This is a genomic window from Erwinia sp. JUb26 (genome assembly GCF_003751505.1).
Lineage (GTDB): Bacteria > Pseudomonadota > Gammaproteobacteria > Enterobacterales > Enterobacteriaceae > Erwinia.
Genome location: NZ_RJVB01000001.1, coordinates 895853 through 911654, shown reverse-complemented (window position 1 = coordinate 911654; position 15802 = coordinate 895853). Strand labels below are relative to the sequence as shown.

General features: G+C 54.8%; 13 protein-coding genes and 1 other RNA gene. 9 read left to right on the top strand and 5 right to left on the bottom strand.

Translation table 11 applies throughout. The features are described from left to right. Window positions 1-661: 661 nt before the first annotated feature. Together rprA and ydiK are read right to left on the bottom strand one after the other, a co-directional pair. Window positions 662-767: antisense sRNA RprA (gene rprA, locus EC836_RS04355), an RNA gene on the bottom strand. 282 nt (window positions 768-1049) lie between these two features. Further along, entirely contained in the window at window positions 1050-2171 is a 1122-nt protein-coding gene (gene ydiK / locus EC836_RS04350; RefSeq protein ID WP_123330435.1) for an AI-2E family transporter YdiK, read from the bottom strand. A 301-nt stretch (window positions 2172-2472) separates the two neighbouring features. On the opposite strand from ydiK, the gene EC836_RS04345 reads away from it, so the two are divergent. Both EC836_RS04345 and EC836_RS04340 read left to right on the top strand, forming a co-directional pair. Continuing rightward, window positions 2473-5526 carry an FAD-binding and (Fe-S)-binding domain-containing protein gene (locus EC836_RS04345; RefSeq protein WP_123330433.1) on the top strand — a complete coding sequence of 1018 codons (3054 nt, stop codon included), beginning with the start codon at window positions 2473-2475 and terminating at the stop codon, window positions 5524-5526. Then, window positions 5526-5945 (top strand): hotdog fold thioesterase, encoded by a 420-nt coding sequence (locus EC836_RS04340; RefSeq protein ID WP_123330431.1) that lies wholly within the window; start codon window positions 5526-5528, stop codon window positions 5943-5945. Before EC836_RS04345 ends, EC836_RS04340 begins: the two co-directional genes overlap by 1 nt. A 56-nt stretch (window positions 5946-6001) precedes the next feature. Here the strand turns inward: EC836_RS04340 and EC836_RS04335 are convergent, their stop codons facing one another. Beyond that, window positions 6002-6406, bottom strand: a complete 405-nt coding sequence (locus EC836_RS04335) for a hypothetical protein (RefSeq protein ID WP_105594977.1) — start codon at window positions 6404-6406, stop codon at window positions 6002-6004. Window positions 6407-6795: 389 nt separating this feature from the next. On the opposite strand from EC836_RS04335, the gene sufA reads away from it, so the two are divergent. From sufA to EC836_RS04300, 7 genes are all read left to right on the top strand, one after another. Further along, window positions 6796-7170, top strand: coding sequence for a Fe-S cluster assembly scaffold SufA (gene sufA, locus EC836_RS04330; protein ID WP_123330429.1), 375 nt, complete (start codon window positions 6796-6798; stop codon window positions 7168-7170). Window positions 7171-7175: 5 nt separating this feature from the next. After that, the gene (gene sufB / locus EC836_RS04325) at window positions 7176-8669 is read left to right on the top strand and encodes a Fe-S cluster assembly protein SufB (protein ID WP_123330427.1); all 1494 of its coding nucleotides are present in this window, start codon (window positions 7176-7178) and stop codon (window positions 8667-8669) included. A gap of 64 nt (window positions 8670-8733) precedes the next feature. Next, on the top strand, window positions 8734-9480 hold the full coding sequence (gene sufC, locus EC836_RS04320; RefSeq protein WP_123330425.1) for a Fe-S cluster assembly ATPase SufC: 747 nt from the start codon (window positions 8734-8736) through the stop codon (window positions 9478-9480). Beyond that, complete coding sequence (gene sufD / locus EC836_RS04315; protein ID WP_123330423.1) at window positions 9455-10735, top strand: Fe-S cluster assembly protein SufD; 1281 nt, start codon at window positions 9455-9457, stop codon at window positions 10733-10735. The genes sufC and sufD overlap by 26 nt, the downstream gene beginning before the upstream one ends. After that, window positions 10732-11955: a cysteine desulfurase SufS gene (gene sufS / locus EC836_RS04310; protein ID WP_123330420.1), complete on the top strand. Its 1224-nt coding sequence runs from the start codon at window positions 10732-10734 to the stop codon at window positions 11953-11955. Before sufD ends, sufS begins: the two co-directional genes overlap by 4 nt. A 115-nt stretch (window positions 11956-12070) precedes the next feature. After that, the gene (gene sufE / locus EC836_RS04305; protein ID WP_123330418.1) at window positions 12071-12493 is read left to right on the top strand and encodes a cysteine desulfuration protein SufE; all 423 of its coding nucleotides are present in this window, start codon (window positions 12071-12073) and stop codon (window positions 12491-12493) included. A 74-nt stretch (window positions 12494-12567) separates the two neighbouring features. Next, window positions 12568-13599, top strand: coding sequence for a L,D-transpeptidase family protein (locus EC836_RS04300; protein ID WP_123330416.1), 1032 nt, complete (start codon window positions 12568-12570; stop codon window positions 13597-13599). Between the two features lie 103 nt (window positions 13600-13702). Here the strand turns inward: EC836_RS04300 and EC836_RS04295 are convergent, their stop codons facing one another. Both EC836_RS04295 and pykF read right to left on the bottom strand, forming a co-directional pair. Next, window positions 13703-13939 (bottom strand): major outer membrane lipoprotein, encoded by a 237-nt coding sequence (locus tag EC836_RS04295; protein WP_008456504.1) that lies wholly within the window; start codon window positions 13937-13939, stop codon window positions 13703-13705. 305 nt (window positions 13940-14244) lie between these two features. After that, on the bottom strand, window positions 14245-15657 hold the full coding sequence (gene pykF, locus EC836_RS04290) for a pyruvate kinase PykF (protein ID WP_123330414.1): 1413 nt from the start codon (window positions 15655-15657) through the stop codon (window positions 14245-14247). Window positions 15658-15802 lie beyond the last annotated feature (145 nt).

Here is a 15802-nt window from a genome sequence, read left to right as displayed (position 1 = left end):
GCGCCGTGCTGTGCACGGTGCCCTCGGTTGCAGCCGCTGACCCAATGACCGGCGAAGACGGGTCGTCCCTGACTCAGCTCCGCCTGACGCCAACGTCCCTGTTGTCGTCTCATGGCCATCGGCCTTCACCTCAGCGCTGCGGATTGCCCCGATGGTGCAGCACAGGCTGTCTCCCTGTCTGAGTATCCTGTCGCTGTAACGTCGAGCTGTTGCCATTTAACTTCTCGCCAATCCACTACGGGTTTAGTAGAAGAATCGGCATTAATTCAGCATATTAAATGTTATTAGATGTTTTTTGGTATTTAAAACAGACAACGCGGAAATTAAAAGCGGACTGGCCGGGCCGGTGATTGCACCATCCGCAGCGCTGAACGGAGAGAGGAAGCCAGGATTCGCCCGCAGGACGCGGGAGAAAGGTGCAGCCGGGCCAGGGAGGGACCGTCTGCAGCGGTCCGGCAGGCTGACGAGTGAAGTGAGGGCACCACGCCGCGCGTGGCGCGAGGACCCGGCAATCACCGGCCCGGCCAGTCGGCGCAGCAGCCGAAGCCGCAGTAGTCCCCACAATAACGACTCGCGGCCACATAATTGCGACCTGGTCCTCCACTGGGCTGATTTGAAAACCTCAATTACAAACGCCGAGACTCGCCTTACCAAAATGCAGGCAAAAAAAAGCCCATCACAGAGGATGGGCAAAGACTACACACAGCAATTTTGTACTTCACTCAGGGGAAAGGGCGTTTAAAAATCAGTAGGTTGATTTCAAACATGGGTTCAATACTATGCAACGTGCTTTCTGGCGTCATTAAGAATCATCTTATTAGTTTAAAATCAATAATGCATCGATGGGCGCGGGGCTGATTTAGGGCTTAAATTCAGAAGGGAAGGTTAACAAAAGTGCTGATTTCGCGTAATGAACGCCAGTTTTGGCGCATTATCGTCAAGAAACACTAATAAAAAGGCGATGGGATCGAGAGGATAGTTTTCTGCTGCTAATGATTGCGACCAGCCTGACTGGCCGCGATCATTATTATGAGAGATGTGATTCGCGATCAGGGATGCCGATCACTATCGTTTTCAAACTCTACCAGTTCTTCCACCACAAGGGTTGGATCGTCGCTGGGGGCCGGAACCTCATGAACCCAGACGCAGACCAGCCGATAAGAGACGGCCAGCACAACCGGACCAATAAACAGGCCTATCATGCCGAAAGCAACCAGTCCCCCGATGACCCCGGAGAGGATCAGAATCAGCGGCAGGTCGGCTCCCATGCGTATCAGCATCGGTCGCAGCACGTTATCCAGCGTACCCACCACACAGCTCCATACCAGCAGCACGGTGCCCCAGGTCGTGTCACCGCTCCAGTACAGCCAGATAATCGCCGGTACCAGCACGGTCAGCGGCCCCAGTTGAACCAGACAGGAGAAAATCATCAGCACCGTCAGCAGCGTGGCATAGGGAATGCCGGATACTGCCAGACCGATGCCGCCAAGGACGCCCTGCACCAGCGCGGTAACCACGACGCCCAGCGCGACGGCACGTATTGCCTGACCGGCAAGCAGCACGGCGGCGTCGCCACGGCGGGCCGCAAGGCGAAAGGCAAAGTGACGGATCCCGCGCGCGACCTGTTCACCGCGCCAGTACAGCAGCATGCTGAACAGCAGCATCAGGCCCAGATGCAGCATAAAGCGGCCAAAATAACCGGCCTGCGCGACGAAAAAGCCGGTCGTTCGCCCGATGTAGGGCTGTATTTTGGCGATCAGAGCGGTCCCGCCTCCGGCCACCAGAGTGTGATAGCCGGAATAGAGATTATCGCCAATCATGGGTATCTCATTCAGCCACGCCAGCTGCGGCATCTGTAAATGGCCGGAGCTAATCATCGCGATGACCGGCGCGCTGTTGTCCAGCAGGCTGTTAACCAGCAGCGATATCGGAATGATAAACACCAGCAGCAGCAGCAGAGTCATGGCGATAACCGCCAGCGAACGACGTCCCCACAGCAGGCCCTGAATTTTAATCATCAAGGGCCAGGTCGCGATAACCACCATGCTGGCCCACGCAAAGCCCAAAATAAAGGGCTGAATAATCCAGAAGCAGGCGATGATCGTCAGGGAGATAAACAGCAGCGTGAACACGATCTGCGGCAAGTCCCAACCTTTATAAACATTCTTCATGTGTGAACCGTAACCTCGGGTCAATAAAAATTCTGTTAGCGTCGACCGGGCTGGCCGCACGAATATTTTGTCATGCAGTCGCCAATCATTTTATTTCTGAAAAACCGCGCCAGCGCGACAGTTACGCTAAGGTGGCTGGTTTAATCATGATGTATGAAACGATTTTGTGACATACGCAACAGGTTATTCTTTTGTTTCGTTTTTTGAAATAACGGCAGGTCATAAAAAAATGTGATAAAACGGATAGCTGCGTCATTTACGTCGCGCAGAATGATCCATACAACATTTTGGTCACCCGATAATGATCCCACAGATTTCCCAGGCACCGGGCCTTGTTCAACTGGTGCTGACGTTTTTGGATACACTGAAGCAGGAAGGTTTTACCGGTGATACGGCTACCAGCTATGCCGATCGCCTGATAATGTCGACCGATAACAGTATTTACCAGCTGCTACCCGATGCAGTGGTCTTCCCCCGTTCCACCGCGGATGTCGCGCTGATTGCCCGACTTGCCGGCGAAACGCGCTTCGAATCTCTGGTCTTTGCGCCACGCGGCGGCGGCACCGGCACCAACGGTCAGTCCCTGAACCGTGGGATCGTGGTCGATATGTCGCGCCATATGAAGCGCATCCTGGAAATTAATACCGAAGAAGGCTGGGTAAAAGTTGAAGCGGGCGTGATTAAAGATCAGCTCAACGCCTACCTTAAGCCCTACGGCTATTTTTTCTCCCCTGAATTGTCCACCAGCAACCGCGCCACGCTCGGCGGAATGATCAATACGGATGCCTCCGGCCAGGGATCGCTGGTCTACGGTAAAACCTCCGATCACGTGCTGGGCCTGCGAGCGGTGCTGCTGGGCGGCGATATTCTCGATACCCGCGGGATGCCCGTCGAACTGGCGGAACAACTGGCGCAGCGGCAGGATGCCGAAGGGAATATTTACCGCGTGGTACTGGATCGCTGCCGCCAGCAGCGCCAGCTGATCCTCGATAAGTTTCCGAAACTCAACCGCTTCCTGACCGGCTACGATCTGCGCCACGTGCTGAGCGACGATTTAGAGCAGCTCGATCTGACGCGCCTGCTGTGCGGCGCCGAAGGCACGCTGGCGTTTATTACCGAAGCGCGGCTGGATATCACCCCGATCCCAAAAGTGCGGCGGCTGGTGAATATTAAATACGATTCGTTCGACTCCGCGCTGCGCAACGCGCCGTTTATGGTGGAAGCCAAAGCGCTGTCGGTGGAAACGGTCGACTCTAAAGTGCTGAATCTGGCGAAGGAAGATATCGTCTGGCACTCGGTCAGCGAACTGATCTCCGACGTGCCGGATAAAGAGATGCTCGGCCTGAATATGGTTGAGTTCGCCGGTAACGATAAACCGCTGATTGACGGCCAGGTTGATTCGCTTTGCGAAAAACTGGAAACGCTGATGGCTCAGGGGCAGGGCGGGGTGATTGGGTACCAGCTCTGTAACGACGTCGGCGGCATTGAGCGCATCTACGGCATGCGTAAAAAGGCGGTGGGGCTGCTGGGTAACGCCAAGGGCCGCGCCAAGCCGCTGCCGTTTGTGGAAGATACCTGCGTGCCGCCGGAAAACCTGGCGGACTACATCGTTGATTTCCGTGCGCTGCTTGACGGGCACAACCTGAGCTACGGTATGTTTGGCCACGTGGACGCCGGGGTGCTGCACGTTCGCCCCGCGCTGGATATGTGCGATCCGCAGCAGGAGATCCTGATGAAGAAGATCTCTGATGAAGTGGTGGCGCTGACCGCGCGCTACGGCGGCCTGCTGTGGGGCGAGCACGGTAAAGGCTTCAGGGCGGAGTACAGTCCGTCATTCTTTGGCGAAGAGCTGTATACCGAACTGCGTCGTATCAAGGCGGCATTCGACCCGGCTAACCGCCTGAATCCCGGCAAGATCTGTGCGCCACTCGGCGTTGACGATCCCATGCTGAAAGTGGATGCGGAAAAGCGCGGTACCTGGGATCGACAAATCCCCATTTCGGTGCGCAGCGACTGGCGCGGCGCGATGGAGTGTAACGGTAACGGGCTGTGCTTTAACTTTGACGTGAACAGCCCAATGTGTCCGTCGATGAAAATCACCAGCAACCGCATGCATTCCCCGAAAGGGCGCGCCACGCTGACGCGTGAATGGCTGCGTCTGCTGGCCGAACAGGGCGTCGACCCGCTGGTACTGGAAAAGCAACTGCCGTCGAAGGGCGTCAGCCTGCGTGGAATGATCCAGCGGACCCGCAACAGCTGGCATGCGCGGCGCGGCGAGTATGATTTCTCGCATGAGGTGAAGGAGGCGATGTCCGGCTGTCTGGCCTGTAAAGCCTGCTCCACCCAGTGCCCGATTAAAATCGACGTGCCGGGCTTCCGCTCGCGCTTCCTGCAGCTGTATCACACCCGCTACCTGCGTCCGGTGAGTGACTACCTGGTAGCGACGGTTGAAAGCTACGCACCGCTGATGGCGATGGCACCCAAAACCTTCAACTTCTTCCTGCGCCAGCGCTGGGTGGGGGCGTTAAGCAAACGGCAACTGGGTATGGTTGATTTGCCGCTGCTCTCGTCGCCAACGCTGAAGCAGCAGCTGGCGAAGCACCGCAGCACGGCGACCACGCTGGAACAGCTTGAGCAGATGAGCGCCGAACAGCGCGCGCAGCACGTGCTGGTGGTGCAGGATCCGTTTACCAGCTACTACGAAGCCCAGCTAATTGGAGATTTTGTCCAGCTGATTGACCGGCTTGGTTTCACGCCGGTGGTACTGCCGTTCTCGCCGAACGGTAAAGCGCAGCATATTAAAGGCTTCCTGCAGCAGTTTGCGCGCACCGCACAGAAGACCTCAGACTTACTCAACCGCGTTGCCCAGCTTGGCCTGCCGATGGTGGGGGTCGATCCGGCGCTGGTGCTGTGCTACCGCGATGAGTACCGCCAGGTGCTCGGCGATAAGCGCGGTGATTTCAACGTGCAGCTGGTGCATGAATGGCTACAAAACGCGCTGGTGGACCGCGATATTCAGCCGTCCAGCGGTGAATCCTGGTATCTTTTCGGCCACTGTACGGAAGTCACCGCGCTGCCCGGTTCCGTTAAGCAGTGGGAGACGATCTTCTCGCGCTTCGGTGCGAAGCTGGAAAGTATCAGCGTGGGCTGCTGCGGCATGGCGGGAACCTACGGCCACGAAACCAAAAACCTGGAAAATTCACTGGGTATCTTTGAACTGTCCTGGCAGAAGGCGCTACAAAAACTCCCTCGTCAGCGCTGTCTGGCCACCGGCTATTCCTGCCGCAGCCAGGTGAAACGCGTGGAAGGGAGCGGGATGCGCCATCCGCTTCAGGCTTTACTGGAGATCGTGTAATGGCTATCTGGCAACGTGAGGTGACGCTTGAACAGCTGAACCTGCACAGCAAAGGCACCATGGTTGAACACCTCGGCATCCGTTTTATCGCGCTAAATGATGACAGTATTGAAGCCGTGATGCCGGTCGATAACCGCACGCGGCAGCCGTTCGGGCTGCTACATGGGGGCGCGTCCGTCACCCTGGCCGAAACCCTGGGATCGATGGCCGGCTATCTCTGCACGCAGGGAGATAAGCAGGTGGTGGGGCTGGAAATTAATGCCAATCACGTGCGGTCCGCGCGGGAAGGGGAGGTGCGCGGCATATGTCGCGCCACCCATATCGGGCGTACGCATCAGGTGTGGCAGATAGAAATATACGGCTCAGACAGTCGATTATGCTGTACGTCACGCTTAACCACGGCGGTGATAGCTAAATAACCCTAAATTATACGGGGTTTTTAGCTGGTCTGCCACGCGGTATACTGTCAGCGGGACTACATAATCCACGAAGCGTGTTTCACAAAATCGCTTTGCAGTACCGTTGCTTTATCCCATTCACCGTTGAGTGCCAGCTGATGACACAGGCGACTGAGGGAGTGGCGCGCCAGCTGCCAGGCCTGCATGCGGAACAAACGTTCGCGGGATGTATTGCTCAGCTCAACAACCAGTCGTTGATGAAGTTTGCCCATTGCGTGCAGATAGCTCTGATCGTCACCGTTCAGCTGGCAAAGCTCAGCCATATCGAGACAGGTATCATTGAACTTGCGTAACTGCTCAATGGTGCATTCCGGGCGGTTCAGCTTTGCCTGCGCCATATAGAAATCGACGGTGATATCACGTACGGAAAACTTATATTCATCAATCTTGTGTTGCAGCCACGCACTCATCGACAGATTCATTGCTGGTCCCAGTCGCGCTAATGATAATCATTATCATATTATAACTGCGTTAATATTCAATCACCCGGCGGATTTTTTTATCGATAAATGCCGCCTTTCAAAAAAATTGGTATTAACGATAAGCGTGATATGGGATTTAGGTGAATGATAATTATTAAGAAGTGGCTTGAGATTACATCTTAGAAACATTTTGTTTTCAACAATTTATCTTTTGCGGTTTTGACCTGAAGAGCACGGCACAATCTGTTTTACAGGGGCTAAACTTACTTAATAAGATTAGAAAAGCACCCAAAGGGTAATATCCCTGCAAAACAAGAGGTTGAAGTGATACAGGTTATCACTAACATAGAGGCACTAGCCCGAAGGGCTAACGTATCGCGAGGTAATTTATGCAATCAGCAAATCCAGCATCTTTTTCTCCAGATGACTTTATCTGGAAAGGACTGACGCTCACCGACAGCGCCGCCAAACAAATCAGCACTCTCGCTGCGGGAGACGCTGCTATCAAGGGGCTCAAGCTGGGCGTGAAAACGTCAGGCTGCGCCGGTTTTGGTTACACCATGGATCTGGTGAAGGAGACGGCGAAGGATGATTTGGAGTTTAGCCATAACGGTGCATCGCTGTTCGTGCCCCTTCAGGCAATGCCCTACATCGACGGTACGGAAGTTGATTTCGTTCGTGAAGGCCTGAACCAGATTTTCAAATTTAATAACCCTAAAGCTCAACACGCCTGTGGCTGTGGTGAGAGCTTTGGCGTTGAGTAAACTCTATGTCTCGTAATACTGACGCATCTGATGATGTACAGGTTTGGGAAGGCAGCCATCAGAACTACAAAGAAGGCTTCTTTACCCAACTGGAAACCGAAGAATTTGCCCACGGCATCAATGAAGATGTGGTGCGCGCAATCTCGGCCAAGCGTAATGAACCTGAGTGGATGCTGGATTTCCGCCTGAAGGCGTTCGCCGCCTGGCTGGAGATGGAAGAGCCGCACTGGCTGAAAGCCAACTATAAAAAACTGGATTACCAGGATTACAGCTATTACTCCGCGCCATCCTGCGGCAGCTGTGACGATGCCTGTGCCTCGGAGCCGGGTGCCACCCAGACTTCCGGCAGCGAAGCGCCAAACTACTTGACGCAGGAAGTGGAAGAGGCCTTTAAGCAGCTGGGCGTTCCGGTGCGTGAAGGCCAGGAAGTGGCGGTTGACGCCATCTTCGACTCCGTTTCGGTTTCCACCACCTACCGCGATAAGCTGGCGAAAGAAGGCATTATCTTCTGTTCATTCGGCGAAGCGATTCACGATCATCCGGAGCTGGTGAAACAGTATCTGGGTACCGTGGTGCCCGCCAACGATAACTTCTTCGCCGCGCTGAACTCCGCCGTTGCCTCTGACGGCACCTTCGTTTATATCCCGAAAGGCGTACGCTGCCCGATGGAACTGTCGACCTATTTCCGCATCAACGCGGCGAAAACCGGACAGTTTGAACGCACGATCCTGATCGCCGATGAAGGCAGCTACGTCAGCTACATCGAAGGCTGCTCTGCGCCGGTGCGCGACACCTACCAGCTGCATGCGGCGGTGGTAGAAGTGATCATCCATAAAGACGCGGAAGTGAAGTATTCCACCGTGCAGAACTGGTTCTCAGGCGGCGACAGCGAAGGCGGTATTCTGAACTTCGTGACCAAGCGTGCGCTGTGCGAAGGTGAGAACAGCAAAATGTCCTGGACCCAGTCTGAAACAGGTTCAGCCATTACCTGGAAATACCCGAGCGTGATCCTGCGCGGCGACAATTCCATCGGTGAGTTCTTCTCGGTTGCGCTGACCAGCGGACGCCAGCAGGCCGATACCGGTACCAAGATGATCCACATTGGTAAAAACACCAAATCTACGATTATCTCAAAGGGTATTTCCGCCGGTAAGAGTGAAAACACCTATCGCGGCCTGGTGAAAATTATGCCAACCGCCACCAACGCCCGTAACTTCACCCAGTGTGACTCGATGCTGATTGGTGCCGAGTGCGGCGCGCACACCTTCCCGTATGTGGAAGTGCGCAACAACACGGCTCAGCTGGAGCACGAAGCGACAACGTCACGTATTGGTGAAGATCAGCTGTTCTACTGCCTGCAGCGCGGAATTAGCGAAGACAATGCGATTTCGATGATCGTTAACGGCTTCTGCAAGGACGTTTTCTCCGAGCTGCCGCTGGAGTTTGCGGTAGAAGCGCAAAAACTGCTGGCCATCAGTCTGGAACACAGCGTGGGCTAAGCCAGCGCCAAGAACTTTACCCAAGGGTATTTACAGTGCCGGAAAGCACTGCAAAGGAAACCATATGTTAAGCATTAAAGATTTACAGGTCAGCGTTGAAGATAAAGCTATCCTGCGTGGGTTGAATTTAGAAGTCAAACCCGGTGAAGTTCACGCCATTATGGGACCTAATGGCTCAGGGAAAAGTACGCTTTCTGCCACGCTGGCCGGGCGCGAAGATTACGAAGTGACCGGCGGCTCCGTAGAGTTCAAGGGCAAAGATCTGCTGGAACTGGACCCGGAAGAACGTGCTGGCGAAGGCATCTTTATGGCCTTCCAGTATCCGGTTGAGATCCCGGGCGTGAGCAACCAGTTCTTCCTGCAAACTTCCGTCAACGCCGTGCGTAAATACCGCGAGCAGGAAGAGCTGGACCGCTTCGACTTCCAGGACTTTATCGAAGATAAAATCCACCTGCTGAAAATGCCTGAAGATTTGCTGACCCGTTCAGTAAACGTTGGCTTCTCCGGCGGTGAGAAAAAGCGTAACGACATTCTGCAGATGGCCGCGCTGGAACCGGATCTGTGCATTCTGGATGAAACGGACTCCGGTCTGGACATTGATGCGCTGAAAATCGTTGCTAATGGCGTAAACAGCCTGCGCGATGGCAACCGTTCCTTCATCATCGTTACTCACTATCAGCGTATTCTTGACTACATCAAGCCTGATTTTGTTCACGTGCTCTATCAGGGGAAAATCATTAAATCAGGTGATTTCTCGCTGGTGAAACAGCTGGAGGAGCAAGGCTATGGCTGGCTTACCGACGAAGAGTGATAACGCGCTGCAACAGTGGCACCATCTGTTTGAAACCCGCGCTGAACACCGTTCAATGCAGGCTCAGCAGCACTGGCAGCAGCTGCTGCGCGTAGGTCTGCCAACGCGCAAGCAGGAAAACTGGAAGTACACGCCGCTGGATACGCTGTTCGATCATCAGTTTGTCCTGCCGCAGCAGGCCGCACTGAATGCGGAAGGCATCAACGCGCTGGCGCTGGATATCGATGCCGTGCGCCTGGTCTTCGTTGATGGTCGTTTCTCCGCCGCGCTGAGCGACGCAGAACACGACCTGTTCAACATCCAGATCACCGGTTCCGGCGAACGCCGTGAGCTGAGCGCGCCGATTCAGCCGGAAGTGTTCCTGCATCTGACCGAAAGCCTGGCCGAAGAGTCTACACTGATTCATCTGGCGCGCGGCAAGGCGGCGGCACGCCCGCTGTACCTGCTGCACATCAGCAGCGGCAGTGCGGAAGGCGAGATGAATACTTCGCACTATCGTCATCATCTGCAGCTGGATGAAGCGTCAGAAGCGACAATTATTGAGCACTACGTCAGCCTGAATAATGCCACGCACTTCACCGGCGCGCGTTTTACCGCCGAAGTGGGCAACGGGGCGGGGCTGACGCACTACAACTTCGCTTTTGAAGATCAGAGCAGCTACCACTTCTCGCACAACGACCTGGTGATGGGCCGTGATGTTCGCGTACAGAGTCACAGCTTCCTGCTGGGTGCGGGCCTGACCCGTCACAACACCAGCGGCCAGCTGAACGGTGAGGGCAGCGATCTGGTAATCAACACCCTGATGCTGCCGATCGACAAAGACGTGTGCGACAGTCGTACCTATCTGGAACACAACAAAGGCCACTGCCTGAGCCGCCAGCAGCATAAAACCATCGTGCGCGATCGCGCTCGTGCGGTATTTAACGGCATGATCAAAGTGGCAAAACACGCCCTGAAGACCGACGGCCAGATGACCAACAACAACCTGCTGCTGGGCCGCCTTGCCGAGGTGGATACCAAGCCGCAGCTGGAAGTCTATGCCGATGACGTCAAGTGCGGACACGGCGCGACCATTGGTCGTATCGACGAAGAGCAGATGTTCTACCTGCGCGCGCGCGGCATCTCAAAAGATGCGGCACAGCGGATGATCATCTACGCGTTTGCCGCCGAGCTGACCGAAGCGATCGGTGATGACACGCTGAGAGAAGCGGTGATGCAGCGTATCGCTCAGCGCTTTCCCGGAGGTTTGCAATGAGTTTTGATCTGGCTCGGGTACGGGCGGATTTCCCGCTGCTGACGCGTGAGGTTAACGGGCAACCGCTGGCCTACCTCGACAGTGCTGCCAGCGCACAAAAGCCGCAGGTGGTGATTGATGCAGAGAGCCAGTTCTACGAGCACGGTTACGCTGCCGTTCACCGCGGTATCCATACGCTGAGCGCGGAAGCCACGACTGAGATGGAGGACGTGCGCGTGCAGGCGGCACGCTTCCTCAATGCGGCTTCCACCGAAGAGATCGTGTTTGTCAAAGGCACCACGGAAGCGATTAACCTGGTAGCTAACAGCTGGGGCGGCAGTCAGCTGCAGCCCGGCGACAACATCATCATCACCGAGATGGAACACCACGCCAATATCGTTCCGTGGCAGATGGTGGCCCAGCGTACCGGTGCGGAAGTGCGCTTTATCCCGCTTAACGCTAACGGTGAGCTGGATCTGGCCAAACTTCCCGAACTGATTGACTCGCGTTCCCGCCTGCTGGCGGTGACCCAGGTGTCCAACGTGCTCGGCACCGTAAATCCGGTGAAAGAGCTGGTTGAACAGGCGAAAGCGGCGGGTCTGGTCACGCTGATCGACGGTGCGCAGGCGATTATGCACGGGCACGTAGATGTGCAGGATATCGACTGTGATTTTTACGTCTTCTCAGGGCATAAAATCTACGGTCCGACCGGTATTGGTATTCTGTATGGCCGTAAGGCACTGCTGGACCAGATGCCGCCGTGGGAAGGGGGCGGTTCGATGATCGCTACCGTCAGTCTGACCGAAGGGACCACCTACGCCGCCGTACCGGGCCGTTTTGAGGCGGGTACGCCGAACACCGGTGCGATTATCGGGCTCGGTGCCGCCCTGAAGTACGTGACCGATCTGGGGCTGGAAGCGATTCAGCAGCGCGAACAGCAGCTGATGCAGTACGCAATGGAAAAACTGGCTGCGGTGCCGGATCTGGTTATTTACGGGCCGCAGGATCGTAGCGGAGTGATTGCATTTAATCTGGGCAAGCATCATGCCTACGATGTGGGCAGTTTCCTCGATCAGTACGGTATTGCGATTCGTACCGGACACCACTGTGCCATGCCGCTGATGCAGCACTACGGCGTGCCGGCGATGTGTCGCGCGTCGTTTGTTCTGTATAATAGCGAAGAAGAAGTCGATCGCCTGGCGGCGGGATTAGTGCGTATTCACCGTCTGCTGGGGGGCTGATCGCTCTCTGAGCCGGAGCGATTCAAGCCTTAAAAGGGCGAGGCATGCCTCGCCCTTTCTACATAAAGAACCGTTAGAGCAATGTCGTTCAGAAGCCGATTTAAGTGAGGAAGCAATGGCAACTCTGCCAGATAAAGAAAAACTGGTGCGCAATTTTAACCGCTGCGCAAATCAGGAAGAGAAGTATCTTTATATTATCGAACTGGGAGCGCGCCTCGAGCCCGCCTCTGAAAATCTTCACCAGCAGGAAAACATCGTTCCGGGCTGTCAGAGCCAGGTCTGGGTGATTGTTGATCTGGATGAAAACGGCCAGGTTCGCCTGCAGGGCGACAGCGATGCAGCACTGGTTAAGGGACTGATTGCTATCGTCTTTGCCGTCTATCAGAAGATGTCGCCGCAGGAAATTATCGATTTCGATGTTCGCCCGACCTTTGCCGAGCTTTCTCTCACTCAGCAGCTGACACCTTCCCGTTCTCAGGGACTGGAAGCCATGATTCGTGCCATACGTCAGAAAGCGCTGATTCTCACCGGCGCGTGAGTTGCTAAACTACTCGGTGTGCGCCCCGCTGATATACAGTGGGGTGGTTCCTCATTCATAACCGAGAAAAACGCATGAAACCTCTGTTCCGTTTTGCTTTTATGGTTACTCTGCTGACCGGGGCGTACAGCGCCAGCGCTACCGAATATCCTCTTCCGCCTGACGACAGCCGCCTGATTGGTGAAAACAGCACCTATGTTGTGCCCAATGACGGAAGGCCGCTGGAAGCGGTCGCGAAGGAGTATATGGTTGGCCTGCTGGGCATGCTGGAAGCCAATCCGGGAACCGACCCCTGGCTGCCCAAAGCTGGAACGCAGTTAACGATCCCCACCCAGATGCTGCTGCCCGACACCAAGCGTGAAGGCATTGTGATTAACGTGGCGGAACTGCGTCTCTACTACTATCCGAAAGATGAAAACAAAGTGATCGTCTATCCGATTGGTATCGGTCAACTGGGCGCAAATACCCCGGCGATGGTCACCAGCATCAGCCAGAAAATCCCCAACCCGACGTGGACGCCTACGCCCAATATCCGCAAGCGCTACGCCGCTAAAGGTGAGACGCTGCCAGTGACCGTTCCCGCCGGGCCGGATAATCCGATGGGCCTTTACGCGATGCGTCTGGCCTACGGCAAGGGCCACTATCTGATCCACGGTACCAATGCAGATTTTGGCATCGGTATGCGCGTCAGCTCCGGTTGCATTCGCCTGCGCCCGGATGATATCGAAGCGCTGTTCAACAGCGTGCCGAAGGGGACGCGCGTTCAGGTCATTAACCAGCCGGTGAAGTACGCCGTTGAACCGGACGGTAAGCGTTGGATCGAGGTCCATCAGCCGCTCTCGCACAACGAAAACGACGATCCGCAAACCATGCCGATTGCACTCACCCCGGCGGCGAAGAAGTTTATCAGCAGCACTACCAGTGATGATGCGGTGATCAAGGCGGCATTAACGCGCCGTTCGGGTATGCCGATACTGGTCAGCGAGGGGGAAGTGGTGAAAGACGATTCAACAGTGCCTGCATTCCTTCACCAGACGACTGCAGAAGGCTCTACAGCTCAACCGGCGGGGATAACTCAGGTCGGGGGAGAAAGCGCTCAAAATTGATTACGGTGCGTTTGGCGGCGGATTTTACATTCGCCGTCGACGGAGCTAAACGGCAGGCAAAAAAAATGGCGCACAATGTGCGCCATTTTTAGTACCAGAACTCTTACTTACGGTAAGAGTGAGCCTGGTTGTCCAGACGCTGGTTAGCACGAGCTGCGTCATCTTTAGCAGCCTGAACGTCAGAACGAACTGCGTTCACGTCGTTGCTCAGCTGGTCAACTTTAGCGTTCAGAGTCTGAACGTCAGAAGACAGCTGGTCGATTTTAGCGTTGCTTGAGCAACCAGCCAGCATAGTTGAAGCCAGGATTACCGCGCCCAGTACCAGTTTAGTACGATTCATTATTTATACCCTCTAGATTAAGTTAATCTCCATGTAGCGTTACAAGTATTACACAAAGTATTTTCTAATGAGAATAATTTTTTGATGAGAACGTGCTTAAATTTGATCGTTCGCTCAAAGAAGCATCTTCTTTACGGGATAAGGCAAAAAATTAAGCGAAAACAGACGATTTTAATCGGATAGCTCTTAGATTTTTGTGCAATTGAATAGTTAATTTCGATTGGAAATTTTGTGAAATCAGGTTACGCAAATTGAAAAAAAGGCGCCTCTAAGGGCGCCTTTTTACTCAATTGTGTAATCTTAAATTACAGAACGTGGACCGAAGCGGTATTGGTCGTACCGCTTGGCACCAGCGCACCGGAAACCATGACCACAACGTCGCCTTTCTGCGCATAGCCGCTGGCCAGCGCCGCTTCTTTACCCAGACGGTAGAAATCGTCGGTAGAGGCGATTTCCTGCACCAGGCTGGTGATCACGCCTTTGGTCAGCAGCAGCTGACGGCTGGTCAGTTCGTTAGTGGTCAGCGCCAGAATGGTGGCGTGCGGGAAGTATTTGCGAATAGATTTCGCTGACTTACCGCCTTCGGTCGCGACCACAATGACCGGTGCTTCCAGATTTTCGGCCGTTTCAACCGCACCGCGGCAAACCGCTTCGGTGATGCGCATTTTGCGATCGTCGTTACGCGGGTCGATGCGGCTCTTCATCACGCGATCGGTACGTTCACAGATGGTGGCCATGATACCCACGGACTCCAGCGGATATTTACCCTTGGCGCTCTCGCCGGACAGCATCACGGCGTCAGTACCGTCGAGGATGGCGTTGGCAACGTCACCGGCTTCCGCACGGGTAGGGCGCGGGTTCTTGATCATCGAATCCAGCATCTGGGTGGCGGTGATGACCACTTTACGTGCGCGGTTACACTTCTTGATCATCATCTTCTGCGCGAAGATCACTTCTTCAACCGGGATCTCTACGCCGAGGTCACCACGGGCAACCATGATGCCGTCTGATGCATCGAGGATCTCATCGAAGTTGTTCAGGCCTTCCTGGTTCTCGATTTTCGAGATGATCTGGATATTTTCGCCGCCGTGGGCCTTGAGGTGCTCACGGATTTCCAGCACGTCTGAACGTTTACGAATAAAGGACGCGGCGATAAAGTCAACGCCCTGCTCGCAGCCGAAGATCAGGTCAAGCTTATCTTTTTCCGCCAGTGCCGGCAGCTGGATGGACACGCCCGGCAGGTTAACGCCTTTGTTCTCACCCAGATCGCCGTTGTTGCGCACTTTGCACACGACGGTGGATTCGGTCACTTCGGTGACTTCCATGCCGATCAGGCCATCATCAACCAGAATCGTGTTACCGACTTTCAGATCGGCCGCAAAGCCGGAGTAGGTGACCGCAACGCGTTCGTTGTTACCGATCACACTTTGGTCGGTAGTAAAGGTAAACGTCTGGCCAGCGGTTAGGGCAACATCGCTACCGCCTTCCAGCTTCATGGTGCGGATTTCAGGGCCTTTGGTATCCAGAAGGATAGCCGCCTGGTAGCCGGTGTTCTTAACAACGTTACGCAGGTTAGTAATGCGCGTACCGTGTTCTTCGTAGTTACCGTGGGAGAAGTTCAGACGCATAACGTTCATTCCTGCTTCAAGCAGGTTGGTCAGCATCGTTTCAGATTCAGTTTTCGGGCCGATAGTGCAAACAATTTTAGTCTTTTTCATGACGGATTATCTGTAAGTTGTGATGGATGATAAGAATGGGTTCCGATGACGTGGCCACCGGAGAAGAAATTGGGTGCCTGAGGCAGACGGCGATACAGAGTAAGGATAGGTGACAGATTAAAGGCTTGCAGAAGAAGTTGAGACG